General features: G+C 66.3%; 18 protein-coding genes. 11 read left to right on the forward strand and 7 right to left on the reverse strand.

Going from position 1 to position 26,917, the window contains the following annotated elements:
- Window positions 1-18 precede the first annotated feature (18 nt).
- Genes tagH through ASD79_RS15320 form a run of 3 tightly spaced genes read right to left on the reverse strand, consistent with a single transcriptional unit; the run spans window position 19 to window position 3,922 of the window.
- Window positions 19-1,395 carry a type VI secretion system-associated FHA domain protein TagH gene (gene tagH / locus ASD79_RS15310; RefSeq protein ID WP_056723138.1) on the reverse strand — a complete coding sequence of 459 codons (1,377 nt, stop codon included), beginning with the start codon at window positions 1,393-1,395 and terminating at the stop codon, window positions 19-21.
- Window positions 1,392-1,949, reverse strand: coding sequence for a hypothetical protein (locus tag ASD79_RS15315; protein ID WP_056723140.1), 558 nt, complete (start codon window positions 1,947-1,949; stop codon window positions 1,392-1,394). Before ASD79_RS15315 ends, tagH begins: the two co-directional genes overlap by 4 nt.
- Before the next feature lie 8 nt (window positions 1,950-1,957).
- Entirely contained in the window at window positions 1,958-3,922 is a 1,965-nt protein-coding gene (locus ASD79_RS15320) for a type VI secretion system Vgr family protein (protein ID WP_082584970.1), read from the reverse strand.
- Between the two features lie 197 nt (window positions 3,923-4,119).
- Between ASD79_RS15320 and ASD79_RS15325 the strand changes: the two genes are divergently transcribed.
- From ASD79_RS15325 to ASD79_RS15375, 11 genes are all read left to right on the forward strand, one after another.
- On the forward strand, window positions 4,120-5,130 hold the full coding sequence (locus ASD79_RS15325) for an ImpA family type VI secretion system protein (protein WP_056723144.1): 1,011 nt from the start codon (window positions 4,120-4,122) through the stop codon (window positions 5,128-5,130).
- A 92-nt stretch (window positions 5,131-5,222) separates the two neighbouring features.
- Window positions 5,223-5,732 carry a type VI secretion system contractile sheath small subunit gene (tssB, locus tag ASD79_RS15330; RefSeq protein WP_056724031.1) on the forward strand — a complete coding sequence of 170 codons (510 nt, stop codon included), beginning with the start codon at window positions 5,223-5,225 and terminating at the stop codon, window positions 5,730-5,732.
- Window positions 5,733-5,787: 55 nt separating this feature from the next.
- Window positions 5,788-7,281, forward strand: coding sequence for a type VI secretion system contractile sheath large subunit (tssC, locus tag ASD79_RS15335; RefSeq protein WP_056723145.1), 1,494 nt, complete (start codon window positions 5,788-5,790; stop codon window positions 7,279-7,281).
- 36 nt (window positions 7,282-7,317) lie between these two features.
- Window positions 7,318-7,800 carry a type VI secretion system tube protein Hcp gene (locus ASD79_RS15340; RefSeq protein ID WP_056723147.1) on the forward strand — a complete coding sequence of 161 codons (483 nt, stop codon included), beginning with the start codon at window positions 7,318-7,320 and terminating at the stop codon, window positions 7,798-7,800.
- Between the two features lie 42 nt (window positions 7,801-7,842).
- A complete protein-coding gene (locus ASD79_RS15345; protein ID WP_056723149.1) occupies window positions 7,843-8,631 on the forward strand; it encodes a type VI secretion system accessory protein TagJ in 789 nt (262 codons plus the stop codon).
- A 4-nt stretch (window positions 8,632-8,635) separates the two neighbouring features.
- Window positions 8,636-9,169: a type VI secretion system baseplate subunit TssE gene (tssE, locus tag ASD79_RS15350; protein ID WP_056723151.1), complete on the forward strand. Its 534-nt coding sequence runs from the start codon at window positions 8,636-8,638 to the stop codon at window positions 9,167-9,169.
- A 4-nt stretch (window positions 9,170-9,173) separates the two neighbouring features.
- Window positions 9,174-11,039 (forward strand): type VI secretion system baseplate subunit TssF, encoded by a 1,866-nt coding sequence (tssF, locus tag ASD79_RS15355; protein ID WP_056723152.1) that lies wholly within the window; start codon window positions 9,174-9,176, stop codon window positions 11,037-11,039.
- Window positions 11,003-12,046, forward strand: a complete 1,044-nt coding sequence (gene tssG / locus ASD79_RS15360) for a type VI secretion system baseplate subunit TssG (RefSeq protein ID WP_082584971.1) — start codon at window positions 11,003-11,005, stop codon at window positions 12,044-12,046. The genes tssF and tssG overlap by 37 nt, the downstream gene beginning before the upstream one ends.
- Window positions 12,043-14,739, forward strand: a complete 2,697-nt coding sequence (tssH, locus tag ASD79_RS15365) for a type VI secretion system ATPase TssH (protein ID WP_056723154.1) — start codon at window positions 12,043-12,045, stop codon at window positions 14,737-14,739. The genes tssG and tssH overlap by 4 nt, the downstream gene beginning before the upstream one ends.
- Window positions 14,739-16,202 carry a class I SAM-dependent methyltransferase gene (locus tag ASD79_RS15370; protein ID WP_056723156.1) on the forward strand — a complete coding sequence of 488 codons (1,464 nt, stop codon included), beginning with the start codon at window positions 14,739-14,741 and terminating at the stop codon, window positions 16,200-16,202. Before tssH ends, ASD79_RS15370 begins: the two co-directional genes overlap by 1 nt.
- 196 nt (window positions 16,203-16,398) lie before the next feature.
- Window positions 16,399-19,182, forward strand: coding sequence for a serine/threonine-protein kinase (locus tag ASD79_RS15375; RefSeq protein WP_056723158.1), 2,784 nt, complete (start codon window positions 16,399-16,401; stop codon window positions 19,180-19,182).
- A 21-nt stretch (window positions 19,183-19,203) separates the two neighbouring features.
- Here ASD79_RS15375 and ASD79_RS15380 read toward each other — a convergent pair whose 3' ends face one another.
- The 4 genes from ASD79_RS15380 to ASD79_RS15395 form a co-directional block, all read right to left on the reverse strand.
- Window positions 19,204-19,734: an OmpH family outer membrane protein gene (locus ASD79_RS15380; RefSeq protein ID WP_056723159.1), complete on the reverse strand. Its 531-nt coding sequence runs from the start codon at window positions 19,732-19,734 to the stop codon at window positions 19,204-19,206.
- A gap of 16 nt (window positions 19,735-19,750) precedes the next feature.
- Window positions 19,751-20,188 carry an outer membrane protein assembly factor BamE gene (bamE, locus tag ASD79_RS15385; RefSeq protein WP_056723161.1) on the reverse strand — a complete coding sequence of 146 codons (438 nt, stop codon included), beginning with the start codon at window positions 20,186-20,188 and terminating at the stop codon, window positions 19,751-19,753.
- A gap of 39 nt (window positions 20,189-20,227) precedes the next feature.
- The gene (locus ASD79_RS15390; RefSeq protein WP_056723164.1) at window positions 20,228-25,372 is read right to left on the reverse strand and encodes a YadA-like family protein; all 5,145 of its coding nucleotides are present in this window, start codon (window positions 25,370-25,372) and stop codon (window positions 20,228-20,230) included.
- 153 nt (window positions 25,373-25,525) lie between these two features.
- Window positions 25,526-26,134: a hypothetical protein gene (locus ASD79_RS15395; protein WP_156400533.1), complete on the reverse strand. Its 609-nt coding sequence runs from the start codon at window positions 26,132-26,134 to the stop codon at window positions 25,526-25,528.
- Window positions 26,135-26,917: the final 783 nt, after the last annotated feature.

Genomic DNA, 26,917 nt, shown 5'->3' on the forward strand with positions numbered 1-26,917 from the left:
CTCCGAAGGCCGGACTCGCTAGGACCTCTGCTTGGCTTTCATGTCGGCGGCGATCCGTTCGTAGGCGTCGCGGAACTCCTTGGCGAAGACCTCCATGAAGGCTTCGTCCGATCCCCTTGTCACCCCTTCGAATTCCCGCTCGTAGGCCTGCCAGAGCGCGGCGGCGCGCGCGCCCGGCACGATCCTGGCCAGCAGCCCGCGAGTCTCCGCCCGCCCCCGGATCGCCGAGGGCGAGAAGCGATCCAATGTGGAGGCCAACGCCCCCTGCATCGCGGTCAAGGTCGCCAACTGATGCGCTTGCAGGTCGCGGAACGCGTCCTCGACGGCGCGATCGGCGGGCATGAAGCCGCGATCGGGCCGATTGAGCATCTGGGCCATGGCCTTGTCGGTCGATCGCGTGAACTTCAGCGGGTTGTTGCCGTCGAACTCGAGGCTGGTGTTTTGCGCGCCCAGTTGCGCCTTGGCCCGGGCTCTGGCCTCCATCATCACGACCATGCCGCCCAGCAGACGCCGCAGCAGGCCGCCCGCCGTCGACAGAACTTCGAGCGGCGACCCGTTGAAGTCGTCGGGCCTGAGGCCGGCCCCTTGCAGGAAGGCCTGCCATTCCCCGCCCGGGCCCGGCGCCGGGGCCGCCGGACGCGCCTTCGCCCGCGCTGGAGGCGGCGGCGGCGCGGCGGCGACCTCGCCCCAAGGCGCCGTGGTGGGCGAGGACGTCGGCGGCGGCGAGAACGCCGAGGTGGCGGGCGCCGCGAATCCCCGCGCCCAATCGACTTCGTTGGTGACGGCCAATTGGCCCCAGACATCGACCGCCGCGGGCGTCGCCTGCACCGCCGGTTCACTGGACCAGGCCGAGGGCGGCGGGGCCTGCGGCTGGGCCGCGGCCCAAGCCGAAGAGGGTTGCGGCGTCGGCTCCATGCGTGGCGGCGCCCAGGCGCCCGACACCGACCCCTGCCCGCTGGTCGCGGCCCTCGCCGGCGGCTGATCCCAGCGCGCCGGGTCGCCGACCGGTTCTCGGGCGCCGTGGCTGTCCCAACCGCCCCAGGCGGCCGGCGCGGCGGCCGGATTGTCGGCCTCCCGGCCGCGATCCAGGCGCGCCTCGATTTCGTAGTGCCCGACCAGGATCACGTCGCCATCGGCGATCCGATGGGGCGAGGTGATCCGCGCGGTCGAGCGGTTCACGAAGGTGCCGTTGGTGCTGCGATCGACCAGCAGATATCCGTCGTCGCGATACTCGATCTCGCAATGGGCCGAGGAAATGTAGCTGCGCGGATCGGGCAGGCACCAGTCCATGTGAGGAGAGCGCCCGATGCGCGCCCCGTGGCGGTCGAGCTTCAGGCGCGCGGCTTCGCCATTGTCGAGACGATCCAGCGCCTTGATGGTCAAAACGAGAGTCATGCGCGCGCGCTTTCCCGCCCGCTGGCGAACGCCTCGCCAAGCACCAGCGCCGCGCGCAGTCCCTCCTGGCGACGCGCGCCGTGAGTGGCGGCGGTCAGCACGGCGCCGGCGGCGAATGTGCCGGCGGTTTCCCTGGGTGGCGGCAAGGGCTCCACCGCGTCCAGCGCCATCGAACCGCCCGAAAAGAACACCGCCATGGCGCACATTCTCTGCGGGCCGGCGACGCTGGCTTCCGACGCGGCGTCGAAAGCCGCGCGACGTCGCGTCTCGCTAGGATCCTGCAGCCACAACAGCGTGGCCTTCAGCGCGTCGGCGTCCTGTGTGGAAACCTCGGCGGGCGAGAGCTGGCGGACGGCCTGGGCGGCCCACGCGACGACCTCGTAACGCGGCAGGGCCTGGCCCAGGAACAGAGCCGCATCATCATCGCGCCCTTCTCGAAGAAGGCGGTCAAAAAAGATCTCGGGCGCATCCGTGTCGTGCTCGGACACCGGCCACCCCAGAATCGCGGCGACCTGACCCGCTTCGGTCCACTTAACCTGCTTCCAGCGTCTCATTCGCGGTCCTAGTTGATCTTGACGACACCGCCCGTGATCGTGGTCGAGGCCTTCCCATGCACCTCCGTCGTCGTGCCATTCATGACATTTCCGACCCGGGCGGTGCTTGTGATCGACAGGGCGTCCAGCGTGATGCTGGACGGGTTCATCACGATCGAGCTGGACCCCACCTTGAGCGTGATGCTCTGCGCAGCCTCGATCGTCACGGATCCCTTGTCCACCGTTACGGTATAGTTGCCTGAGCGCACGGTGGTTCCATCGTCCAGTTCGATCGTGGTGGTGCGCTTGCCCTTGCTGACCTCATGGGTTTCGTTGCCGGTCTCGATCGTCGTGGTTTCATGCTGCTTGATCGCGGTCGTCCGGTCACGCCCCACTCGGGTCGCGCGATCGCGCTGAACCGTCAGGGTGTCGTCGAGCAAGACGTCGCGCACCATCTCGCGCTGGGCGTGGATGTAAATTTCCTCCGAGCCGCCCTTATCCTCCAGGCGAATTTCGTTGAAGCCCTTGCTGTTGGGTGGCGGCTTCTTTTCCGCGCCGCCGTAGTCGCCCTGCAGCCCGACCGTCTGGGTGCGCCACAGCGAGCGGGTCTTCTGGGCCGGGAGGTCGTAGGCGTGCTTGCGCTGGCCGTTATAGACCCGGCCGGTGATGATCGGCCGGTCCGGATCGCCATTGAGGAAATCGACGATGACCTCCTGCCCGACCCGCGGCAGATCGACATTGCCGAAACCCTCACCGGCCGAGTGGTGCGCGACCCGCATCCAGCAGGACGTCTTGCCCGGCTGATCGGGCGAGCGGTCCCAGTGGAAGCGCACCTTCACCCGGCCCCATTCATCGACATAGATCACTTCGCCAGCAGGCCCCGTCACGGTCGCCGTCTCGACGCCATTGGAGATCGGCTTGACGGCGACCAGCGGCGGCCGAAACAGCGTGCCGCTGGGAATGGCGACGACATTGACCCGCCGCGCCTGGCGATCGTCGCCGCTCCGATGGCTTTCAGCTTCCACGACGTGGTTGACGCCGATGATCAGGTATTCCTGGTTGAAACGATCGACTCCGGCCTCCGTCAAGGTGAACAGCCCGCCGCAGGCCAGACCCAGCACGTCGCCGCCGCCGCTGTACAGGCGTCGCGGCGCGCGGCTGGCGGCCAATCTCGACTGGCCCCGCGCTTCGCCCGCGCTCTTGTCGGTGAAGTCCCCGAGGTACTCGTAGACCTCGAGCGCATCGCCGGGATGCTGGCCAGCGCCCTGGCTGGTCGCCTCGACGGGGTTCTGCGGCTTGGTGAAGTCGAAGCTGCGCAGGGTCACGTTGGCCTGGCTGACCGAACTGACGCTCTCGTTCCAGTCCGAGAGGGTGTCGGGCGTGCTCGCCTCGTCGCCGGCCACTGGGAGAAAGCGAATGCTCTCATAGCCGGGTTCGGGCTTGTGAGCCGATTTGGCGTCGCAGAGGACCAGCTTGTGCGCGGCTTCCTCGTGCCGGAAGTAGTAGTAGACGCCCTCGTCCTCGAACAAGCGCGACAGGAAGTTGAAGTCGCTTTCCTTGTACTGGACGCAGTACTCCCGGGGCTTGTAGCTGCCGGTCAGCTTGTCGAATTCAACGTCCTTCATGCCGGCGTCGGCAAACACCTGCTTGGCGATATCCACGACGCTCTTGTCCTGGAAAATCCGGTAATTCCGGTTGAGGTCCAGCAGCGAAAACCACGGCTTGACGGTCAGCCGGTAGTGCGCGCCGCTGATATCGACCTTGATCAGGGCCGCTTCCGTCAGCAACCCATGGAAGTATCGGACGTGGTCCATTTCGTCGCCGGCGTCGAGTGAAACCGGCTTGCCGAGATGTGGCAGGAAATCGATCTCGTCAGCAGAAAATCCTTCTACTACAATCACAAACGGCTCGCTCAAGCGCTCGATGGACTCGAAACGCTCAAGGTTAAGCTTAGCCGTACCAAGAGCGACAGATATGGTAGCCTGCCGATCCATCAATCGCTCCTGTTACTGACCATGAAACCTACGACCCACGAACGGATGTGCATAGGTGTAGCGAGCAAATTTAACATCTCAACCAGACGCACTTGCCAAAACGATTTCTTCGGCCACACTTCCCGCCGCCCTCCGACGTCGCCTTTTACAAGCCGACGTTGCAAACCGGGCTCGGATGGACGGAGGCGACCTCGAACATGGCGTTTGATCTTGGTCGACTGCTGGCGCCGGTTTCCGATGACGAGCCGACGGGCCCCGACCTCGCCTATGATCCGGCGCGATACGAAATCGAGCAGGCGTTCGAGACCGAAGTGTCGATCGACGCCTCTGGCGTCGAGGCGCAGGCCTCGGACATCGACTGGCGAACGATCCTCGCCAAGATCGTCGAGCAAAGCGACCGCACCAAGGACATCTGGCTGCCCATCTACCTTTGCCGGGCCGGAGCGCGGGCGGGCCAATTGGACACCGTCGAGATCGGAGCCCGATATCTGGCCGGCCTGCTCGAGACCTACTGGCCCACCCTGCATCCTCAACTGGAGGACTACGGTTTCCAGGGACGGAAGGGGCCGTGCGACTCCCTGGCGGGCATCCCCCAGTTCATCACGCCCCTGCGCAAGATCACTTTGATCAGCCATCCTCGCCTTGGCAGCTATTCCATCGATGATTTCGAGCGCTTCCGCCTGGGAGGTGAAAGCGAGCCAGGCTACGGAATGTTCCGCGCCGCCATCGACGATGTTAGCCACGAAGGCCTCGACGAGATCATTCAGCGGCTCAACGGCGTCGAGGACAACCTTCGCCGCGTGGACCTGGTGCTGACCGCGCACGCCGACGAGGGCGGCGGCACCAACTTCCAGGAGACCTACGCGGCGCTCGGTCAGATGCGGCGCGCGGTGCAGGCGTTCGGCCCGAAACCGATCGAATCCGAAATCGGGGAACCCTCGACGGCGCCGGACGTTGCATCGCCAAGCTTCTCGCATAACGCGACTCCCGTGGGAGCGCGCATCGAGACACGGGAGGATGTGGTCCGCGCGCTTGATGCGATGGGCGACTACTACCGACGCAAGGAACCGGGCCATCCGATCTTGGCGTTGCTGCAGCGTGCACGGGAATGGGTGGGATTGGATTTCATGGCGATCCTTGAAGATATCGCTCCTGGAAGCCTCGATGAGGCTCGCACCGTTCTACAATTCCGCAAACAACGCGAATAATTATGACTTCCTGATTGAACATCGCCACCACATAGCCTTATGGTGGAAAGCAACATCATCGGCATCTAACGTCTAATTCCGGGTGAATGATCATGGCGTCGAACAAAGGCGGACAACGGTTTATTAAAGAGAACCGCGCCCCTCGAGTTCATATTGAATACGAGGTGGAGACTTTTGGTTCACGCCAGAAGATCGAAATTCCGTTCGTGGTCGGAGTAATGTCTGATCTTTCCGGAAAATCGAATGTTGAGAAAAAACCGCTTGATAAGCGCGATTTTGTCGAATTCGACATGGATAATTTCGAACAGAAAATGGAAGCCGTCGCACCACGCGCGGCTTTTACGGTCGATAATACCCTGACCGGAGACGGCAAGATCGGCGTGGACCTGACGTTCAAGTCGATGGAAGATTTCTCGCCAGGTCATGTCGCCAAGAATGTCCCGGCCCTGGCCAAGCTTCTTGAAGCGCGCCAGCAGCTCAACGACCTCATGCTCTACATGGATGGCAAGGACGGCGCTCAGGACTTGCTCGACAAGGTCCTGAAGGATCCCGAGCTGATGAAGGCCCTGGCGGCCGCCAAGCCTCCTGCCGACAACGTTTAACAATCTCCGGTAGATCGAGAATGACTTTCGCTACCCTGCCCGTTGGGAGACCGTGATGGCGCAAGAAACGCTTCAGCAGATTGGCGCCCCCGAGGCCGAAACCGTCACCGTGGACGATTTCGCGTCGTTGCTACAACGCGAGTTCAAGCCCAACACCGACGCCAAGCAGGCGCGGATCGAAGAGGCGGTGAAGACCCTCGCGCAACAGGCGCTCGAAGACACCCAGATCATCGGCGCCGACGTCTTTTCGACGGTGGACGCCCTGAAGGCCGCGATCGATCGCAAGCTGACCGAACAGGTCAACAAGATCATCCACCACAAGGACTTCCAGACGCTGGAATCCGCCTGGCGCGGGCTGTGGTACCTCGTGGGCAACACCCCGACCGGCAAGGACCTGAAGGTTCGCGTCCTGAACGTCTCAAAGGACGAGACCCGCAAGATGCTGCGGCAGTTCCGCGACGCGGCCTGGGACCAGAGCCCGTTGTTCAAGAAGATCTACGAAGCCGAGTTCGGCCAACTGGGCGGCCAGCCCTATGGCGCGTTCATCTGCGACTATGCCTTCGACCACACAGCGCCCGACATCGAGGTGATGAAGGGCCTGTCGAAGATCGGCGCCGCGGCGCACGCTCCGTTCATCGCGGCGGCGGACTCGCAATTGCTGGGCATGGAAAGCTGGCAGGAGCTGGCCAACCCCCGCGACATCGCCAAGCAGTTCGACGCCACCGACTACATGGCCTGGCGCTCGTTCCGGGCCTCGAACGACAGCCGCTACATGGCCCTCACCCTGCCCCGCTTCCTGGGTCGCCCGCTCTACGGCGCCAACAGCGAGCCGGTCGAGGAATTCGCGTTCGAGGAAGAAACCGACGGCGGTCAGCACGACAACTATCTGTGGCTGAACGCGTCCTACGCCCTGGGCGTGCGCATCACCGAGGCCTTCAAGACCTACGGCTGGTGCACCCGCATTCGCGGCGTGGAATCCGGCGGCACGGTCGAAGACCTTCCAACCGCGATGTTCCCGACCGACGACGGCGCCATGGACGCCAAGTGCCCCACCGAGATCGCCATCTCCGATCGTCGCGAGGCCGAACTGTCCAAGGCGGGTCTGATGGCCCTGGTGCACCGCAAGAACACTGATCAGGCCACCTTCATCGGCGCGCAGACCCTGCACGCCCCGAAGGCCTACGAAGACGCCGACGCGACCGCCAGCGCCAATCTGTCGGCGCGCCTGCCCTACATCTTCGCCAGTTGCCGCTTCGCGCACTACCTCAAGTGCATGGTGCGCGACTGGATCGGCAGCAATCGCGAAGCGCCGGCCCTGGCCAGCGATCTGCAGTCCTGGATCATGCAGTACGTGGACATGCAGCCGGACTTCTCGACGGAAGAAGACAAGGCCCGCAAACCCCTGAAATCCGCCTCGGTGGATGTCATCCCCGACCCCGAAAACCCAGGCTACTACCGTGGCGTCTTCCGCATGGTGCCGCACTATCAACTCGAGGGGATGGACGTGTCGCTCAGCATGGTCTCGCGCCTGCCGAAGGGCGCGAACTAGCTTTCAGTAGATCATTTTTCGTGAGGAGAACGCCTTATGGCCGTTGATATGTTCCTGAAACTTGAAGGCATTAGTGGCGAGTCCAAGGACACCAGCCACAAGGGTGAAATCGACGTCCTGGCGTGGAGCTGGGGCTTGAGCAATTCCGGCACCGCGCACGTCGGCGGCGGCGCCGGCGCCGGCAAGGTCAACGTGCAGGACCTGTCGTTCACCAAGTACGTCGACCTCTCGACGTCCCCGCTCCTGCTGGCGGCCGCCAATGGCAAGCACATCAGCAAGGCCACGCTCGTCGTGCGCAAGGCCGGTGAATCGCCGCTGGAATACATCACCATCACCATGACCGATTGCCTGGTGAGCGCGGTGTCCACCGGCGGCAGCGGCGGCGAGGATCGCTTGACGGAAAACGTCTCGCTGAACTTCGCCAAGGTCGAGGTCGGCTACAAGGAACAGAGCCAGGCCGGCAAGGCCGCGGGCACCGGCGACTTCAAGTGGGACATCGCCGGCAACGCCAAGTTCTAAGGCGGTCAGCGCCCGGTCTGCGGCAATTCATAGAAGCGAAGCATGAGTAACGCCGACGACCTCCTACGCGCTGGTGATCTGGACGGCGCGCGCCAGGCCCTTGTCGAAAGGGTCAAGCGCGCGCCGGACGATCAGCCCAGCCGCATGTTCCTGTTCCAGCTTTTTTGCATCCTGGGAGAATGGGACAAGGCCAAGGCGCAGCTGAAGGTGCTCACCCAGCTGTCCCCCGAAGCCCAGATGCTCGCGGTCGCCTACAACCTGGCCATCGCCGCCGAACTTGAGCGCGAGAAGACGTTCGCGGGACAATCCCCGCCGGCGCTGCTGGTCAATACCAGCGACTGGGCGGGCGATCTCGCCGTGGCCTTGAACGCTGTCGTCCAGGGACGTCAGGACGACGCCGAGGCCGCGCGAGGCCGCGCCTTCGACGCCGCCCCCGACACGCCCGGCCACTTCAACGACCAGACCTTCGACTGGATCGCCGACGCCGATGCGCGCTTCGGCCCCGCCTTCGAGGCGGTCATCCACGGACGCTGGGGCCTGGTCCCCTTCGACGCGGTGCGGAAGATCACCAGCGAGGGCCCGCAAGACCTGCGCGACCTGGTGTGGCTCCCCGTGGAAATCGAGTTCAAGACCGGACAGGGCGTCGCGGGGATCCTCCCGGTCCGCTATCCGGGAACCCAGGACGCGACGGACGCCAACCTGCTGCTGGCCCGCGCTACCGATTGGCGCGACGCCCCCTTGGGCGCGCAAGGCGTCGGACAGAAACTGTGGTCGCTCGGCGACGGCGAAGAGGTGGGAATCCTGGCGCTTCGCCAACTGGTCTTCGCCTAAGCTCATGGCAGCCCGGATCAATCCAACCCTGTTCGACAAGCTCGTCGCCGACCTCGACATCGACGGTCTTCGCGACGATCCCAAGATCGAAGCCGGTCAGGTCAGCCGGACGGCGACGATGCGGCTTTATCCGATCCAGAAGCTGGAACGCTTCAACGAGGCCGCGCTTCGCGCAACCGTGCTGCGCGAGCTCAACTGGATCCTGAACACCACCAATCTGGGCTCGATCCAGAACCTCAAGCCCTATCCCCAGGTCGCGACGTCCGTCCTCAACTACGGCGTTCCCGACATGGCGGGAAAACTGCTGCAAAGACGCGCCGTCGAAACCCGGGCGCGCGAGATCAAGGAAGCCATCCGCCGCTTCGAGCCGCGCATCTCGCCACAGCGCCTGGATGTCACCGCCACCGCCAAGGACGCCAAGCCCAACGCCGTGACCTTCGTCATCCGCGCCGACGTCACCAGCGCCGTCATGGCCCTGCCCGTCGAGTTCAAGACCGACGTCGAGATCGACACCGGCGCCGCCACGCTGCGGGAGTAGACGGTTGGATCCTCGACTTCTCAGGGCCTACAACGACGAACTCCTCTATCTCCGCGAAACCGCGCGCGAGTTCGGCGAGGAGTATGAGACGGTCGCCGGCCGCCTGGGTCTGAACGCGCCCGCGGACACCGACCCCTATGTCGAGCGACTGCTGGAAGGCGTGGCCTTCCTCGGGGCCCGCGTGAAGCTGAAACTGCAAGACCAGTTTCCAGACTTCACCCAGCACCTGCTCAACGCCATCCAGCCGCACTATCTGTCGCCGACGCCCTCGATGTGCGTCGTGGCCCTCGAGCCGCAGGACGGCGATCACGCCGTCGCGACGGGGTTCCCGGTCCCGCGCCTGACCGAGATGTCGGCCACCTCCACCGATGACGCCGCCACGCCGGTCACCTTCCGCACGGGCCACGCGGTGACCCTTTGGCCGTTGAAGATCACGGAGGCGGAATACCTGCCCACCCGGGCGGCGGTTTCCACCTATGCCGGGGTCACGGGCGTCCGCGCCGAGGCGGGCCTGCGTCTGAAATTCAGCGGCCTGGGCGGCGTTCCGCTTTCGGCGATCGCGCCGGACGCCCTGCCCATCTATCTCGACGGCTCGGAACTGGTGCCCGGAGAGCTCTACAGACAGCTGATCGGCGACGCCGTCGCCACCGTGGCGCGGTCCGTGGACTCGGCCGCCGGCGACGCGGCCTGGGTGAAACTTCCCGCCGCCGAACAGCACGGTTTCGAGGAAGACTGCGCCCTGCTGCCAAACGGGCGGCGCTCGTTCCGGGGCTATCGCCTGCTCACCGAGTATTTCGCATGCCCCGAGCGCTTCCTGTTCGTGCGCTTGCACGAGTTGGGCCAGGTTTTCGCCAAGTGCAAGAACGAGTGCGAGGTGATCTTCCTGTTCAACCGCGCGTCCGCGGCCCTGTCGGGCGCGGTTTCAGTCGCCAATTTCAAGCTCTTCGCGACCCCGGCGATCAACCTGTTCGAGAAGCAGATCGACCGCGTGGCGATCAGCGAATTCGAGCACGAACATCAGTTGATCGCCGATCGCACCCGGCCGCTGGACTTCGAAATCTTCCGCGCGCTGGAGGTCATCGCCTATTCGCAGAAGAACGGCGACGCCCGTCCGGTCGCCCCGTTGCACGCCTTTGGAAGCCTGCTCTACGATTGGACCGAGGCCCTGTTCTACGTCACCCGGCTGCGCCACCGGCGTCTGTCGACCAAGGAGCAGCGACTGAAGCGCAGGGCCGACTATCTGGGCACCGAAACCTGGATCAGCTTGGCCGCTCCCGGAGAGCCCCGGCGGCTGGACGGGGTCTACGAACTGGGCATTCGCGCGCTGGTCACCAATCGCGAACTGGCCGAGAACCTGCGCACCAGCGGGGCGACGGATTTTCGCGTCAGCGGCGTTCCGGTGCGCGCCGTGACGATCGTGCGTGCGCCGACCAAGCCCCGGCCGCCGATGGGCATCAGCGACGGCGCCTGGCGGGTCATCGGCCACCTGACGCCCAACTACGCCTCCTTCGCCCTGGACGACGACGACGATCCGTCGGTTCTGCGCGATCACCTCGCCCTGTACGGACGGATCGACGACCCGACCCTGCGACGACAGATCGACGGAGTCCTGGCCATTCGCTCCGAACCCGTGACCCGTCGCGTGGCGGGACCCGGGCGTAGCGCTTTCGCGCGCGGACAGCGACTACGCCTCAAGCTGGACGACGCGCCTTTCGAAAACGGTCGGATGTTTCTGTTCTCGGCCGTCCTGGAGCGTTTCCTCGGCGAGTTCGCCACCGTGAACGCCTTCACCGAATGCATCTTTGAAAGCCCCCAGGAAGGAACCTTCGCGCAATGGCCGCCGAGAATGGGCGAACGTCGCAACATCTAGAGTTTCTTCGCCGAGCGGCGGGGAATGCGAGGCGGTACGGCCTGTTTGGCCTGCTGCGCGCGGCGGAGGCGCGTGCGCCCGACCTGCCGCGCATCGGCGACTCCCGCCTGCCCTCGCAGAACCTCGTCGATCTGTCGCAAATTCCAGCCCTCGGCTTTCCCGGCTCGACGCTGGAGTCCATCACCGTCAAGGGCGCGCGCGCCAAGGTCGAGGGCTACTGGTTCGGGCTGACCGGTCCGATGGGACCGCTGCCCCTCCACATCAGCGAGTTCGCGCATTTCGAGCGCCGCTACGCCAAGAGCCGGCCGTTCGGGCATTTCCTGGACGTACTGGCCGGGCGAATGCTGCAGTTCTTCTATCGCGCCTGGGCCGAATCCAATCCCGCGGCCAACGCCGATCGCCCCGCCGACGATCGCTTCTCCGGCTATCTGTCGGCCTTGACCGGCGCCACGGAGGGCGTGCGACCCGGCGCGGCCTTTCCCGCCCGCGCCCGCCTCTACTACGCCGGACTGTACGCCTCTCGCCGGAGCGCGGCGGGCATCGAGGACGCGGTCTCCGACCTGCTGAACGCTCCGGTGCGGCTGATCGAATACCGCCCGGTCTGGCGCGACATCGAGCGCCCGGATCAGACGCGCCTGGGCGGAGCGTTCAGCCAGCTCGGCGGTGACGCGGTCTGCGGGCGGCGCACCAGCACCGTATCCGACGCTTTCCGCATCGCCGTGAGCGTCGACACCTTCCACGACTACGAAAATCTGCTGCCCGGAGGGCCCCGCTTCGCGGTCGTCGCCGAGGCGCTGGACTCCTTCGCCCCGTCCCATCTGGAATGGGACCTCGAGATCGAGGCCAGCGAAGCGGCCATGCGCCCGACGGCGCTGGATGGTCGTGCGCGCCTGGGGTGGACCAGCTGGATGAATCCGCCGGCGGGTAGCGGCCCGTGCGCCGAGACCCGCCTGGGCCCGAGCTCGCGCCGCGTCGCTCGGGCCGCCGCTAGAAGAGGTGTCGCATGACCGAGATCAACCGCTCCGCGCTGTTTGGCCGCCTCAGCCCCACGGGTCTGAAGAGCATCGAAACCGCGACCGGCTTCTGCAAGATGCGCGGCAACCCCTATGTCGAGCTGGTCCACTGGATCCACATCCTGCTGCAGGATCCGCAAAACGACCTGGCCGCGATCCGCACGCGGTTCAGCCTGGACGACACGAAACTGGCTCGCGACGTGGTGGCCATGCTCGACGGCTTGCCGCGCGGCGCGACCGCGATCTCCGACTTCTCGCCGCAGATCGAGGAAGCCATCGAGAAAGGCTGGCTCTATGCGTCGCTGATGTTCCAGGCCAGCCGGGTCCGCACCGGCCATCTGGTCTTCGGCATGCTCAAGACGCCAATCCTGCGCAACGCCCTGTTCGCGATCTCGCCGGAGTTCCGCAAGGTCTCGGCCGACGCCCTGGGCGATGAGTTCGACCAGGTCGTCGCCGGCTCGGCCGAGGTCGGCGGGGCTCTCGCCGCCGAGGGGTCTTCAGATCTGGCCGGCGCCCCCGGCGCGCCGTTCTCCGGGGCCTCGGGCGAGACCCTGGCCAAGTATTCCGTCGATCTCACCGAACGGGCGAGATCGGGCGAGCTCGACCAGATCGTCGGCCGCGACGCCGAGATCCGCCAGGTCATCGACATCCTGCTGCGCCGCCGTCAGAACAACCCGATCCTGGCCGGCGAGGCGGGCGTCGGCAAGACGGCGGTCGTCGAGGGGTTGGCGCGCAGGATCATCGACGGCGACGTCCCCCCGGCGCTCAAGGACGTCACCCTTCGCACCCTGGACATTGGGCTGCTGCAGGCCGGCGCCGGGGTGAAGGGAGAATTCGAGAAGCGGCTGCGCCAGGTCATCGACGAGATCGAGTCCTCGCCCAAGCCGATCATCCTGTTCATCGACGAGGCCCATACCTTGATCGGGGCCGGCGGCCAGGCCGGCACCGGCGACGCCGCCAACCTGCTGAAGCCCGCCCTGGCGCGCGGCCGGCTGCGGACCATCGCCGCCACCACCTGGTCGGAATATCGGCAGTATTTCGAGAAGGATCCGGCGCTGACCCGCCGGTTCCAGACGGTCAATGTCGGCGAGCCCGAGACCCATGTCGCGATCTCGATGCTGCGGTCGGTCACCCCCGCGATGGAGAAGCACCACAAGGTGGTGATCCTCGACGAGGCGGTCGAAGCCGCCGTCAAGCTGTCCCAACGCTACGTGCCGGCCCGGCAACTGCCCGACAAGGCCGTCAGCCTGCTCGACACCGCCGGCGCCCGGGTGGCCGTCTCCCAGCACGCCACGCCCGCGCCGGTCGAGAACCGCCGTCGCCGGGTCGAACTGCTGAACGTCGAACTCGGCATCGCCACCCGCGAGGCCGAAGGCCAGTACGCCGGCGCCGAACGCATCGCCAAGCTGAACGAGGCGATCGAGGAGGCCCAGGTCGCGCTCGACGCGGTGGAGACCAAGTGGGCGGCCGAAAAGGAAGCCGTCGCCAACGCCTTCGAGGCCCGCCAGGCTCTGACGACAGCCGCCTCGACGGGCACTGGCGACGTTACCGTCTTGAAGGCCGCGCTCAACGCGGCTCTGGCCGCCGTGGCGGCGGCTCATGGCGACGACCCGATGGTGTTCGGCGAGGTCGACGCCGACGCGGTGGCCGCGGTGGTCGGCGACTGGACCGGCATTCCCATCGGCCGGATGGTCAAGGATGAGATCGCGTCGGTCCTGACCATCGCCGACCAGCTGAAGAAGCGCGTGGTTGGCCAGGATCATGCGATGGACGCCATCGCCAAGCGCATCCAGACCAGCCGCGCCAAGCTCGACAACCCCAATAAGCCGGTCGGCGTGTTCATGCTCTGCGGCCCGTCGGGCGTCGGCAAGACCGAGACCGCCCACGCGCTGTCGGAACTGCTCTATTCCGGCGACGACAGCCTGATCGTCATCAACATGAGCGAGTTCCAGGAGGCCCACACCGTCTCGACCCTGAAGGGCGCGCCGGCCGGCTATGTCGGCTACGGCCAGGGTGGCGTGCTCACCGAGGCGGTGCGCCGACGCCCCTATTCCGTCGTGCTGCTCGACGAGGTCGAAAAGGCTCACCCCGACGTCCACGAGATGTTCTTCCAGGTGTTCGACAAGGGCTACATGGACGACTCCGAGGGGCGTCACATCGATTTCAAGAACACCCTGATCCTGCTGACCTCCAATGTCGGCACCGACCTGATCACCTCGGTGTCGGAAGATGAGGAGATGAAGCCGGAAGCCGAGGCCTTGGCCCAGACGCTGCGGCCCGAACTGCTCAAGGTCTTCCCGCCTGCCCTGCTCGGCCGCCTGCTCGTGCTGCCCTATTATCCGCTTTCGCCGGACATGCTGCAGGGCATCGTGCGCCTGCAGATGGAGCGGGTGAAGAAGCGCATCGCCGAGAACCACGGCATCGTCTTCGCCTACGATCAGGCGGTCGTCGAACTGATCGTCTCGCGTTGCACGGAGGTCGCTTCCGGCGGCCGGATGATCGACGCCATCCTGACCAACACCATGCTGCCAGAGCTCTCGATCGCCCTGCTCGAACATCAGATGGCCGGCGAGGACGTGGCCCGGATCACGGTCGGGGTCGAGAACTCGGTGTTCGTCTACGCGTTCGAAGGCGCTGAAGCGTCCCCGCAAGCCGACGCGCCGGCGATCCTGGAAACCGTGGCCTGATGCCCGAAACGCTCTACGATCAGGTGGCCTATCCCAGCCGACCTTTCCAGCAAACCCATCCCTCGCGGATGGCGTTGCCGGCGGCGTTGTTTGGCCTGGCCTTTGCTCCGGTCGCGACGGCCAGGGTGCTGGAAGTCGGCTGCGGCGAAGGCGGCAACATCATCCCTTTGGCGCTGAGCTATCCGAAGGCGACCGTCGTCGGCTTCGACCTGGCGGAGACGGCGATCGCCGCGGGCCGTCGCACCGTCGACAGCCTGGGCCTGGACAACATCACCCTGAAGACGCTGGACATCCTCGAGGCCGGCGCCGACCTGGGCCAATTCGACTACATCATCGTCCATGGCGTCTATTCCTGGGTGCCCGAGGCCGTGCGCGAGGGCGTCATGCGTCTGATCGACGCCTGTCTCGCGCCCGACGGACTGGCCTTCGTCAGCTACAACGCCCTGCCCGGCTGTCATCTGCGCCTTCTCGTGCGTGAAATGGTCATGCACCACCTGCGAGGCGTGAAAGGCTTCGAGGCCAGGTTGGCCGCGACCCACGAGTTCCTGCACCTGTTCCTCGCCAACGCGCCCGACAACGATCCCACGACCGTCGCGATAAAGACCTATTGCCACTCGATGCTGGATCGTGATCCGCGCGTGCTGTTCCACGACGAGTTGGGTCCAGTGTTTCAGCCGTTCTATCTGAGCGAGTTCGTGGACGAGGCGCGGCGCTGGGGTCTCGATTTCCTGGCCGAAAGCGAAGGCGTGTGGTGGCGCGAAGAGCTTTTCCCCAGCGCACGCGGCAAGGCGGTGGAAAGCCTGATCGGTTCGGATCCCGTGGCCCTGCACCAGTATCTTGACTTCCTCACCGCCCGCGTCTTTCGGCAATCGATCCTGTGCCGCGCCGATCGCGCGGTCGATCGTGTCGTCGATCAGGGTCGCGTTCGAGGCCTTTGGGTCACGGGAAGCGTTCGCTGGCCGGACACCGCCGTCGATCTCGACTCTCTCGCGCCGATGCGGTTCGAGTTCGCGACGGGAGCGGCGATCTCGCTGGACGCACCGGTGCTCAAGCGCGCGCTCTGCGCCATCGGGCGGGCCTGGCCCTCGGCGATCGCGATCGCCGATCTTGCCGACGAGCCCGACGTGCATGAGGGCCTTCTGCAGCTGTTCTGCGCCGGTCACCTGGAGTTGGCCGTGGGCCCGCCGCCGTTCGCGCTCGAGCCCAGCGCGCGCCCCAGGAGCAGCCCACTGGCGCGCCTTCAACTGGACGGCGGGGCGACGACCGTCACCAGCCTGGACCATGCCACGATCGCTCTGGAAGATGCGCCCAGCCGGCGCTTCTTTGAACTGCTGGACGGCAGCCGCACCCACGATGATCTGCGCGACGCGGTCATCGCGGACGGTCACCCTCCCGAGGACGCCCCGGATCTGGTGGCCAAGCAACTCAACGGGCTGGCCCGCCTGGGCCTGCTGATCGCATGAAGACGCAGGCCCGCGCGCCGGTCGCGCCCGGATCATGCCGAAATGTGAGGGCCGGCCGGGTTCCAGCGCGCTCGATCATCGCGATCGCGCCCGACAGGGAGAACCCGCGGCGCAAGCCCCGCATTATCAACTTGCAACCTGCGCGTCGCCAAGGCGAGGTTGCGATCAGAGTTGGAAAGAGACGCCCCCAGTGAGCATGCCGGACGATCCCTCTGACGAAGACGCCGCGCCCGCCCCGAGCTTGACCCAGTCTTCGTCGGGCAGGCGTGGTTCGAGGAAATCGGCGCCGCGCGGCATCCTGCCGATCGGCTTCGTGCTGAACGGCATCTACGAGGTGAAGCGGTTCATCGCGCGCGGCGGCATGGGCGAGGTCTACGAGGGGGTCAACGTCAACGCCGAGGAGCGGGTGGCGGTCAAGGTCATCCTGCCTCACCTCGCCGCGGACCCGAAGGTCCAGGCGTTGTTTCGCAAGGAAGCCAAGACCCTTACGAGCCTGGCCCATCCGGCCCTGGTGCAGTACCGCGTGCTCGCTCGCGAGCCGCGCAAGGATCTCCTATACATCGTCACCGACTTCATCGACGGGGAGCCGCTGACCAACCTGATCGGCCGCAATCCGCCGACGATCGCGGAATTGGTCATGCTCACGCGCCGCCTGGCCGAGGGCCTGCATGCGGCCCACAGCCATGGCGCCATTCACCGCGACATCTCGCCGGAAAATATCCTGCTGTCGGACGGCGTGCTGAGCCGCGCCAAGATCATCGACTTCGGCATCGCCAAGAGCATGGAGATCGGCGCCCATACCGTGGTCGGCGACGGTTTCGCCGGCAAGCTGGGCTACGTCGCGCCGGAACAGTTCGGTGATTTCGATCGGCGCATCGGTCCGTGGACGGATGTCTACAGCCTGGGCCTGGTGGTGCTGGCCCTGGCCGGCGGCAAGGCGCCCGACATGGGCACGACGCTGGTCGAGGCGATCGACCGCCGCCGCGCCGGCGCCGACCTCGCCGCCGTCCCGCCGCTGTTGCAGCCGCTGTTCTCCCGGATGCTCAGCCCTGACCCTCGCGGACGCCCCCAGACCATGGCGGAGGTGATCTCGGCGCTGGATGCGCTCGACGTTCCGTTCGAACCGCCGTCGGCCCTGACCTGGAGCCCGCTGCCGAGGGGCGCCCCGTCCCAAGGCGCGCCGCTCGACCTCGAGCGCACCGTCATCCATTTCGGCTCGGAACCGCCCTCCTGGCAAAGCGCCGAGCCACGCGGGCAAGACAGCCTTCTCCCGTCCCTGGCCGCGATCGAGCCTGACACGGTCGATGAGATCGCGCCCGAGGCGCGCACCGTCTTCGCGCCGTCCGTCCCGCTGCCGCCATCCGTCGATGCAACGACCACGGATGACGCCGCCGCTCCCACGCCCGTCGAACCGCCGATCAGGCCGGAGCCGGTCGCCCCGCCGACGATCCCTCCGGTTGCCGACGCCCCGGTCGCGGCGCGCCCCTCCGAAGACGAGGAGGAAGAGGAGGAGATCAACGAACCGGCGGCGACGATCTTCTCGCCTCCGCCCGAGGTTGAAACGCCAGCCGACGTCGAGCCGGATCCGGCCCCGATCGCGGACCGAGCGGAAGACATCGCACCGCGATCGGTCTTCGCCGCCGCGACGACCCGGCCCGGCAACGAAGCGGAGTCCGCGATTCCGCCGGCCATGGACTTCGCCTACAAGACCGGGAACGACGAAGCCGGGGATGCCCAGCCCATCGTGCGTCGGCGCGTCGGCGCCAAGCTGATGGCGGGCGGAGTCACGGCGGCTGTCGTCGTCGTGGGCATCGGCTTCGCGGTGCTGTCGTCGCAAAAGAAGGCGCGGCCGCCGACGCTTCAGCCCGTCGCCAGCGCGCCCGCGCCGCCGAATGTCGTTCGGGCGGAGCAGGCCATCACGGCGGCGCTGCCGAACGTGCCTTGCGCCTGGCTGACGGTCAGCCGCGGTCAGAACGCCGATGGCTCGGCCAACATCAAGGTCTCCGGCACGGCGGGCGATCCAGTGGCCGCCAACCGCACCGTGGCCGGCGCCGCGCAGACCGCCGGGGCGTCTGGCCTGCAGGTCGACACCACCGAGATCCTGCAGACCGACCAGGCCCTGTGCCCGCTGCTCGACACCGTCGGCAAGTCCGCGGGTCCGCGCGACGCGGCGCCGAGCCTTCTCGCCCAGCAAGCCCGTTTCGAGATCGATCGCGGCATTCAAGGGTGCCCGACCGGTCTTTGGGCGCAGTCGATGATCAATGTCGCGCCCGATCCGACCAGGAACTTCAGCCTGATCGCCATCCAACCGAACGGTCGCCTGCAGCAGTTCGCCGGCAATCGCGAACAATTCGCGGCCTTGGCCGCGCGCAATCCCTATCTCTACAAGGACCTCGGTGGCGGCCGCTATCGCGTGTCCATGTGCCAGAACGCTCCCGGGCTGGCGGGCGTGCTGATGATCGAGGGCGCCGCGCCGTTCGACGTCGGCCTGCGCCCCGGAGCCCTCGAGCGTCCCAAACGGGACTTCCCGGATCGCTTGCGTCAAGTCGCTCAACAGAAGGGCTGGACGATGCAGATGGCCTGGTTCCAGGTCGTCAACGACCAACCGGATCTGCCCGAACAGGCCAGTACGGACGAAGCGGCGCGGCATCGGCGAGAGTTGCTCGCGGCCGAGAAAGCCGCCGCGGCGCAGGCTGCGGTGGCCGCGACGCCGACCGTGGTGGACGTGCCACTGGCCGAGCCGCAGAAACTTCCAGCCGACCACGTCGCCTGTCGTCGTTTCGTGGAGGGCGCCTGGGAGGAGCTAGGCTACGCGACACGGGCGTCCTGTACGGAACGGGTGTTCGCCGGTCGATGCGACGTGCTCTCGGGCCAGTCCGGCGACATAGCGCTACGACGCTACGGAGACCGCTTGCAGGCCAAGACCGGCCGTGGCTTCAACAAGTGGGCGAATGTCGGCAAGTCGGACTGCGCCAAGTAACGCACCTGACGGCGCCGCGCCTTATTGGATCGTGATGGTCTGCAAAACGCCGTCCATTTCGCGAGCGGTCGCCGGCGTGATGTCCATGGCGTTGTTCCAGCCATAGGCGTTGTCGCGCTCGATCACCACGCCGCAAGCGTTGCGGGTGATGACCCGGCTGAGCGCGTCGTTGAGGGTGCGGTCGACCTGCTGCTGGCCGCGGGTCTGGGCGGCGATGAAGCGGGCGTTCTGCTGCTGGTCGAGGGTCTGGGTTTGTTGGTTGAGGCCAGCCAGTTGGCGCTGGAATTCGATCGGCGCGATCACGCCTTGCTGGACCTCGAGCAGCCGGCGCTGCTGATCAAGCGAGGCGCGTCGCTGCGCCAGGTCGGCGTTCAGCGACGCCTGCATCTGGCGCAGCTGGGCCTGCAACGACTGGCCGGCGCGCGAAGCGCTGATGGCGCCGGCCCGCGACAACAGGCACAGGCCGGCGACGGGCGGCCCGAAAGTCTGGGCCGAGGCCGGCGCGGCGGCCAACACCGCCAGGCCGATGAGCAGAACCCCGATCAATCTCATCTCGCCCCCTGCCCGCTCAGCTCGCCGCCGCGACCCGATCGGCGCAGGATTTCTCCTGCCAGACCACTTCGGACACGGTGACATTGTAGTGTCCGCGCGGCCGCGTGAAGCGAATCTCCATCCGGCAGCGCACCCGGTCCACGCTGCCGGGCGCGACCGGGAAGAACAGCACGTAGTTCCACCGTCGCCTGACGCTCTCCGCGAAATGCGGCGGGCCCAGCAAGGGGTAGATGCTGAACTTGTCGACCCCCGGCGTGATCAGCCGCACGGAGGCCGGACTGACCGTCACGCCCAGTTTATCGCGTTCGCCCGGGACTTCGTGAAAGGCGCCGGGATCGACCGACGCCACATAGATCGTGGCGGACGGGGTCGAGGCGTCTCGTGCGACGGCCGCGGCCGGGCTCGCGAGGCTGAGCCCCGAAAGGATCGTAAGGATGAGGCGCTGGGCTTTCATCATGTCCTCCTTGGAATGGTGAAATGGGGAATGTGAAGATCAGAACTGGAAGCCGACGCCGAGATTGGCGCCCGTGCGTTCCCGGGTGTCGTAGGTGGCGCCCGCCTTGAAGATCGTGCGGCCGTCGTCCATCACCCGCGAGAGGCCGAAGGCGAAGGCCGACTGTCCGCCATAGGTGCCAGCGCCCACGGCGACCATGCTGCGGCCCGGCTCATAGGCCTGGGGCAGGCCCGCCGCCGCCAGCGCGCCCGCGGTGCCGGCGAAGGCGTCGCGCCGCGCTTGCGACATGTCGACCACGAAGCCCTGCAGCCGCGAGTCGGTATAGGCGTTGGCCGTCGAGATCGCGTTCGACAGCCCGTCGTTGAGCTGCTGGACATTGACCGCGTCGGTCGGCGCCACCCCGGCGGCGACATTGTGCAGCGTCGTGGCCTGGCCGCCCGGATTGAACGTCACCGCGTTGTGGCCGGCGTCATATTGCACCGAATTGCTGGCCAACTGCTGAACCGGGTAGAGCTGCGAGCCGTTGACCGCGTCGGTCGAGGTGGCGGTCACCGCCCCCGCCCCGACGTTGCGGACCACGTTGCCGCCCATGTCCACGCTGGTGTTCTGGCCCACGGCCAGGCCGCCATTGGCGTTGATCACGCCGTTGAAGGTCGGGTTGTCGGCCATGGCGATCTGCAGCTGGTTGCCGCTGAGCGTCACCACGGTATTCGTGCCCGCCGTCACGTTAAGCGTGCCGTTCGACGGGACATTGGTGGCCGGGCCGCCGTTGGCCTGGATGTTCCAGCCCGCGGCCGCCGTCTGGTTCAGGGCCTGCAGCGCATCGTTGACGCTGCCGTAGTTGTTCCCGCCAACGTTCAGGCTCGTCGTCACCGTGCCGGTGGTCGAGTCATAGCTCGAATTGCCGCCCATACCGGCCGCCACGCTGCCGCCGAGATTGGTGACGTTGGCGCCGAGGTTGGTGACGGTGTTCTCGACGGTGGTCACGCGGCCATCCAGATTGGTGACCGCCGTCGTCTGGGCGCCCAGCGCGTCCCCGACATTGGTGTAGGTGGCGCCTCCGACCGTATAGGTGGGCGCGGTGTAGGTCCCGGTGGTCGGATCGTAGGACGCCCCGCCGCCCAGCGCGCCCGCGGTGTTCTGGGCCACCTGGTTGAGCTGGCTGACGTTCACCGCGTCGGTCGGCGCCGAACCGGCCGCGACATTGGTGATCTGCCGCTCGGCGCCCGCGCTGCCCACCGACACCTCGCCCACCGAGTTCTGTGGCGCGGCCAGGCCGTAGCCGGCATAGCCGGTCCGCGAACCGACCGCCGTCGTCGCGCCCGCGCCCAGCGCCACGCTGCCCGCGAAGCTGGCGTTGGCGCCGGCTCCAAGGGCCAGAGCCTGTATGCCGTTGGCGACCGAGTTGGTGCCCAGCGCCACCCCGTCGGCCAGGTTCACCGTCGCGTTCTGGCCGAGGGCCACGCCGCCCGGGGCCGTGATCTGGACGATGGCGCCGTTACCCAGGCCCACGCCGTTGTCGCCGTTGACCGTGGTCCGCGGGCCGATCGCCACCGAGTCAGCGCCGACGGCCAGGGAGTCCGGCGCCGTCGAATTGGCGTGGAAATACTGGATCGGCGTCACCGAGAACGAACTCATCGCCCCCTTCAGCTGCCGTAGCGTCACCGCGTCCTGGTCCAGGGTGCCGTCGGCGACGTTGGTGATCTGGCGATAGCTGGTGGCGTTGCCGACCGACAGAGCGCCCAGCAGCGTCAGGTCGCTGGTGTTGTAGGGCACCAGGTTGGTCCCGACGATGATGCTGCCCGAGGCCGGAGCCAGGGCGCGGTCGGACACCGACCCGGAACCCAACGCGATGCCGCCCAGGATGCTGGACTGGGCGCCGCGTCCCAGCGCCACCGCGTCGCCCGCCGTGGTGCGCGCTTCATAGCCCAGCGCCGTGGAGCCCACCGCCTGCGCGAAGGCGTCGCTTTGCGCGAGCCCGGTTTCGTTGGTGCGGGCATAGCGGATGCCGTCGCCGTTGGCGTCGGTATAGGCGTTGGTCGTGTCGCCGGCGATGTTGGTCAGCGCGCCGCCCATGTTGGCGATGTCGGTGGTGTTCTGGGTGACCTGGGTTCCCAGGTTGGTGATGTCGGTCGTGTTCTGGGTGACTTGGTTTCCCAGGTTGGTGGTGGTGGTCCCCAGATTGGCGATGTCGCTTGTGTTCTGGGTCACCTGGTTTCCAAGGTTGGTGGTGGTGGTTCCCAGATTGGCGATGTCGGTCGTGTTCTGGGTCACCTGGTTTCCAAGGTTGGTGGTGGTGGTTCCCAGATTGGCGATATCGGTCGTGTTCTGAGTGACCTGGGTTCCCAGGCTGGCGATGTCGGTCGTGTTCTGGGTGACCTGGGTGTTGGTGGCGAACAGCTGCGAGCCGTTGATTCCGTCCGTCGAGGATCCGTCGATCCGCCCGGCCGCGACGTTCTGGATCTGGCGTTCGGCGCCGGCGGAACCGATCGAGAAGGCGCCGCTGGGGGCCACGCCGGCGAAGGCGTAGTTGACGCCGCCGATGGTCGCGCCAGTGACGGCGGTGGTGACGCCGGAGGCCGCGTTCAGGCCGATCGCCACGTCGCCGGCGTTGTTGGCCACCGCGTTCGGGCCGACGGCGACGGAGTCCGTCCCCAGCGGCTGGGAGTCGGCCAGCACCGAATTGGCGTGGAAATACTTGATGCCCGCGCCGGTGTTGATGTTGGTGACCGTGCTGGAGAGGTTGGCGATATCGGTGGTGTTAGTGGCGATATTGGTGGTGTTGGCGGCGATGTCGGTGGTGTTCTGGGTCACCTGCTGGTTGGTGGCGAACAGTTGCGAGCCGTTGACCGCGTCGGTCGAACCGCCGTTGATCCGCCCCGCCGCTAGGTTGGTGATCGTCCGCTCGGCGCCGCCCGCGCCGACGCTGACCGTGCTGGTCGGAGTCGTGCCGGCGAAATTGTAGGTCACGCCACCGATCACCGTGTTCGCCGTGCCCACGGCCGCGGCCGTGACCGAGCCTGAACCCAGGGCGACGTCGCCGGCGTTGTTGGCGACGGCGGTGTCGCCGAAGGCCAGCGCGCCCGCGGCCCCCGCGCGGCTGAAGTTGCCCAGCGCCACCGAGCCCTGGCCGATCGCGACGTTGTTGTTGCCGATGGCGACCGCGCCGTTGGCCGCGTTGGCCGCCGTGGCGCTGGCCGTGCCGTCGGCGTTGGCGATGTTGTTGGCGCCGCCCGTGAAGGCGCCCGTGCCGCTGGCATAGCTCGGATCGCCGATGGAGACCGCGCCGTCGCCATAGGCGACGTTGCCGGCGCCGATGGCGACGGCCTTGCCGCCGGTCGCGGTCGCGCTGGTGCCGATGGCGACGGCGTCTTCGGTCTCGGCGAAGGACTGAGAACCGACCGCGATGGCGTTGGTCCCGGTCGCAAAGGTGTCGCGGCCCATCGCGATGGCGCCGTCCTGGGACGCTGTCGCGTCCGTGCCGATGCCGATGGCGCTTTCTCCACTGGCGCTGGTCGCGAAGGTGCTCGAGCCGAGATAGACCGAGTTGATCCCGCTCGCCCTCGTCCCGACGCCGACGGAGACGGAATTCTGGGCGCTGGATTGGGCGCCGCGGCCCAGAGCGGTGCTGTTGACCCCGCTGGCGCGGGTTTCACGTCCAACGGCGGTGGAATTGGCGGCGATCGCCTGGCTCTGGCGTCCCATCGCGACGGTGTCGGCGGCGTTCGCGATCGAGCCCAGGCCGACCGCTACGGCGTTCGTGTCGCTGGCGGCGGAGTTGTTGCCCAGCGCCACGGCGGAGAGGCCCGAAGCATTGGCGTTGGGGCCGAGCGCCGCCGAGCTTGTTCCCGTCGCACGGGAACTTGTCCCGATCGCGATGGCGAATTGGGCCGACGCAAGGGATTCTCGTCCCATCGCGGTAGCGTCGGCCTGAGATGCTATCACATCTGTGCCAATGCCGATGGCGCTCTGTCCGCTGGCGCCCGTTCCAACCGTGCGCGAGCCAAGATAGGTCGCGTTCAGCGCGCTCGCCGTGGCCCCGGCTCCAAGCGCCGCCGCATTGGTCCCTGTCGCCATGGCGTTCTGGCCGATCGACGTCGTCGCATTCCTGGTGACGCCGATACCGGCGTTGGTTCCGATCGCGACGTTGTCGTTGCCGGTGACCAGGCTGCCCGCGGCGGCCTGCAGAGTCCCGTCATAGGTGACCGTGCCGTCGCCGGTTCCCAGGGCCAGGTTGCGTGTTCCCGTGACGCCCGAGCCGGCGCCTCTCATGACGCTGGCGACGCCGCCGCCGATGGCGGTGTTCTGCGCGCCGCTGACGAGCGCGCCGGCCGCGACGCCCATGGCGACCGAACCGGAGTTGCCGACGGTTGAACCGGCGCCGGCGCCCTGTCCGACCACGACCGTGCTGCTGCCGACCGCGACAGCCTGCGTGCCCAGCGCGAGCGAACTCAGCCCCTGCGCTTGAGCGCCATTCCCGACGGCGGTAGCGGCATTGCTCGTCGCGACGGCCGAAGAGCCCAGCGCGACGCTCTGAGTCCCGCCCGCGTTGGCCGCGACGCCAAGTGCGACGGAATTGACCCCTGACGCCACGGTGTTGGCGCCGAGCGCGTAGGCTCCAGCGGCCGATGCGTTGGCCGCGACACCTATCGCCACGGCATTGCTCCCGGTCGCCCGGCTTACACGTCCTATCGCCGTGCCGTCGGCCGCGGTTACCGTCACATCCGTGCCGATGGCGATGGCCCCCTGTGCGGTAGCGCCTGTTCCCGGAGCGGTGCGGGCTCCCAGATAGACAGCGTTCACGTCCGTGGCCGTGGACCCGATGCCTATGGCGACGGCGTTCAGGGCTTCGCCATGAGAGTTGGTCCCTATCGCGATCGAGCCGCCGCCAATGGCGCTTCCGCCGCCGGCCGCGTACTGCGCCTGGGCCGGGGCGGAGAGGCCCAGCGCCATGATCGCGGCCAAGCCACCGATCGCGCTGGCCTGACCCAGCCCGCCGCCAACACCCAAGGTTCCGAGCCCCAGAGCCTTGCGGCTGACGCCGAGCACCTGATGGGCCCTGCGCAGGATCGCCATCAGCCGGCGAAGTTGCGACCAGCCCCGTCCGTCCCCGCCGCCCATCCAGTTGCGGACGAAGCCGGCGCCACGGCGACCCTGTTTCGAAACGTACCCAAGCTTTTCCATGGTGACGCTACCCTCAATATTGGCCCGCCAGTCCCTTCGGGTCGCTGGCGAGAACCACGCTCTGGGCCCGGTTCAGTCGTCCTGTGCGAGTGGGCCGCCGACCCGCACAACTGATCCCGCGCGCCGGCTTCGCCCGGCTCGCGGGACGCGGCTTCAGGGCCGCTGGGTCATTCCGGACAGGGTCACCACCACGCAGGCGGAACCGCTCGGGATCATCAAAGCCTGCCCCTGGGCTCCGCCGAGCTGGTATTGCCAGACGCCCGAAAGGCTCTGACCCACCACGCTCCCGGCCGGCAGCAGGCGGACAACCTCGGCGCAGGGCTGCTGGAAGGGCGCCACGCGCACCAGGTACCCTTCGCACCCGCCCGCTCCGGGCGCGGCGAGGACAACCCCGCCCGCGGCGCCCTTGAGGTCGGGCAGGTCGTAGGTCATGCCCAGGACGCCCTGCACGATATGGGCGTCGGGAGCGCCCTGGTTCGCCTCGGTCTTCACCGAGAACGCCGCGCCGCGGGTCAGGCCTTGGCCGAGCGCCTCATAGAGGTTCGCGCAGGTCCGCGCGCCGACCTTGCTGGCCTGGTCACGGAAGACATCGACGTTGGCGGGGGCACTGGCTGCCGCCGCAGCCGCGATGGGAGCGAAGGCGCAGACGTTGCCGATGAGCGCGAGCCCGAAAATCGCCGCGACGGCGCGTGGGCGCCAGCGGTGCGTCACGGCGCCGCGTTGCTGAACATGATTACCCACCAATACTTTGATCGCCGTCACTCTAAACTCCCTACTGACGGAGAGCATCACGGCGCCGGAGGCCTTTGGTCCCCGAAACGGCGCTGTTTCTCGCCTAGGTGGTAGATATAGGTGAGCGAACAGCCCGAAGCATTAACAAGTAGTTAACGCAAACACCCAAAAAGGGGCAATGATACCGATATCATTTACCGATATCAGCCAATTTTCAGTGAAACTGTATTATATATTTACTATCATTGGAGTATATTTCAGGAAATCATTCCAATATATTCAAATACGCCACAGCCACAACTTTTTTCCAAGGATAAATGGGCCCCTCGGCCCCAGAGAAGAGGTCGTTGGGAGAACATTTCCGCGCAACTGAAATGAACATTTCTCGCAAATTGCAAACCCCAAGGCCGTCGGCAAGCTGAGCCATTTTTGTAAAAGCGGCAGTTGGATTTATAATATAATATGACCACATACAAAATATACATGCCACGTATCGAGATATAACAGTACACGACGCCATACTTTACATTTCAATATTTCTAAATTGCTCAATATACATGATCTTTTGAACATCACTTACAATCATACATCACGTTTAATTGAAATTATGCCCAAAACTTTAGATATATCATCTTACGAGTCACAATTAACCAGTCCAATGTGGTTAATAACCTGCTCCCGCAACCAAAAATATCCAGACCTGAGCGGAAATGTAAAGTTTTACATACATTTTGCGCCCGCCATACGGGTATACCTCGAACGAATATGCGATATTTGTTGTAAAATTTGAACTTGCAGAAAGATATGTGACAA

The organism is Caulobacter sp. Root655 (assembly GCF_001427665.1).
Lineage (GTDB): Bacteria > Pseudomonadota > Alphaproteobacteria > Caulobacterales > Caulobacteraceae > Caulobacter.

What these genes read in the sequence shown, in the direction of transcription:
- tagH (WP_056723138.1), bottom strand. Translation starts at nt 1,395, where the DNA reads ATGACTCTCGTTTTGACCATCAAGGCGCTGGATCGTCTCGACAATGGC.
- ASD79_RS15315 (WP_056723140.1), bottom strand. Translation starts at nt 1,949, where the DNA reads ATGAGACGCTGGAAGCAGGTTAAGTGGACCGAAGCGGGTCAGGTCGCC.
- ASD79_RS15320 (WP_082584970.1), bottom strand. Translation starts at nt 3,922, where the DNA reads ATGGATCGGCAGGCTACCATATCTGTCGCTCTTGGTACGGCTAAGCTT.
- ASD79_RS15325 (WP_056723144.1), top strand. Translation starts at nt 4,120, where the DNA reads ATGGCGTTTGATCTTGGTCGACTGCTGGCGCCGGTTTCCGATGACGAG.
- tssB (WP_056724031.1), top strand. Translation starts at nt 5,223, where the DNA reads ATGGCGTCGAACAAAGGCGGACAACGGTTTATTAAAGAGAACCGCGCC.
- tssC (WP_056723145.1), top strand. Translation starts at nt 5,788, where the DNA reads ATGGCGCAAGAAACGCTTCAGCAGATTGGCGCCCCCGAGGCCGAAACC.
- ASD79_RS15340 (WP_056723147.1), top strand. Translation starts at nt 7,318, where the DNA reads ATGGCCGTTGATATGTTCCTGAAACTTGAAGGCATTAGTGGCGAGTCC.
- ASD79_RS15345 (WP_056723149.1), top strand. Translation starts at nt 7,843, where the DNA reads ATGAGTAACGCCGACGACCTCCTACGCGCTGGTGATCTGGACGGCGCG.
- tssE (WP_056723151.1), top strand. Translation starts at nt 8,636, where the DNA reads ATGGCAGCCCGGATCAATCCAACCCTGTTCGACAAGCTCGTCGCCGAC.
- tssG (WP_082584971.1), top strand. Translation starts at nt 11,003, where the DNA reads ATGGCCGCCGAGAATGGGCGAACGTCGCAACATCTAGAGTTTCTTCGC.
- tssH (WP_056723154.1), top strand. Translation starts at nt 12,043, where the DNA reads ATGACCGAGATCAACCGCTCCGCGCTGTTTGGCCGCCTCAGCCCCACG.
- ASD79_RS15370 (WP_056723156.1), top strand. Translation starts at nt 14,739, where the DNA reads ATGCCCGAAACGCTCTACGATCAGGTGGCCTATCCCAGCCGACCTTTC.
- ASD79_RS15375 (WP_056723158.1), top strand. Translation starts at nt 16,399, where the DNA reads ATGCCGGACGATCCCTCTGACGAAGACGCCGCGCCCGCCCCGAGCTTG.
- ASD79_RS15380 (WP_056723159.1), bottom strand. Translation starts at nt 19,734, where the DNA reads ATGAGATTGATCGGGGTTCTGCTCATCGGCCTGGCGGTGTTGGCCGCC.
- bamE (WP_056723161.1), bottom strand. Translation starts at nt 20,188, where the DNA reads ATGAAAGCCCAGCGCCTCATCCTTACGATCCTTTCGGGGCTCAGCCTC.
- ASD79_RS15390 (WP_056723164.1), bottom strand. Translation starts at nt 25,372, where the DNA reads ATGGAAAAGCTTGGGTACGTTTCGAAACAGGGTCGCCGTGGCGCCGGC.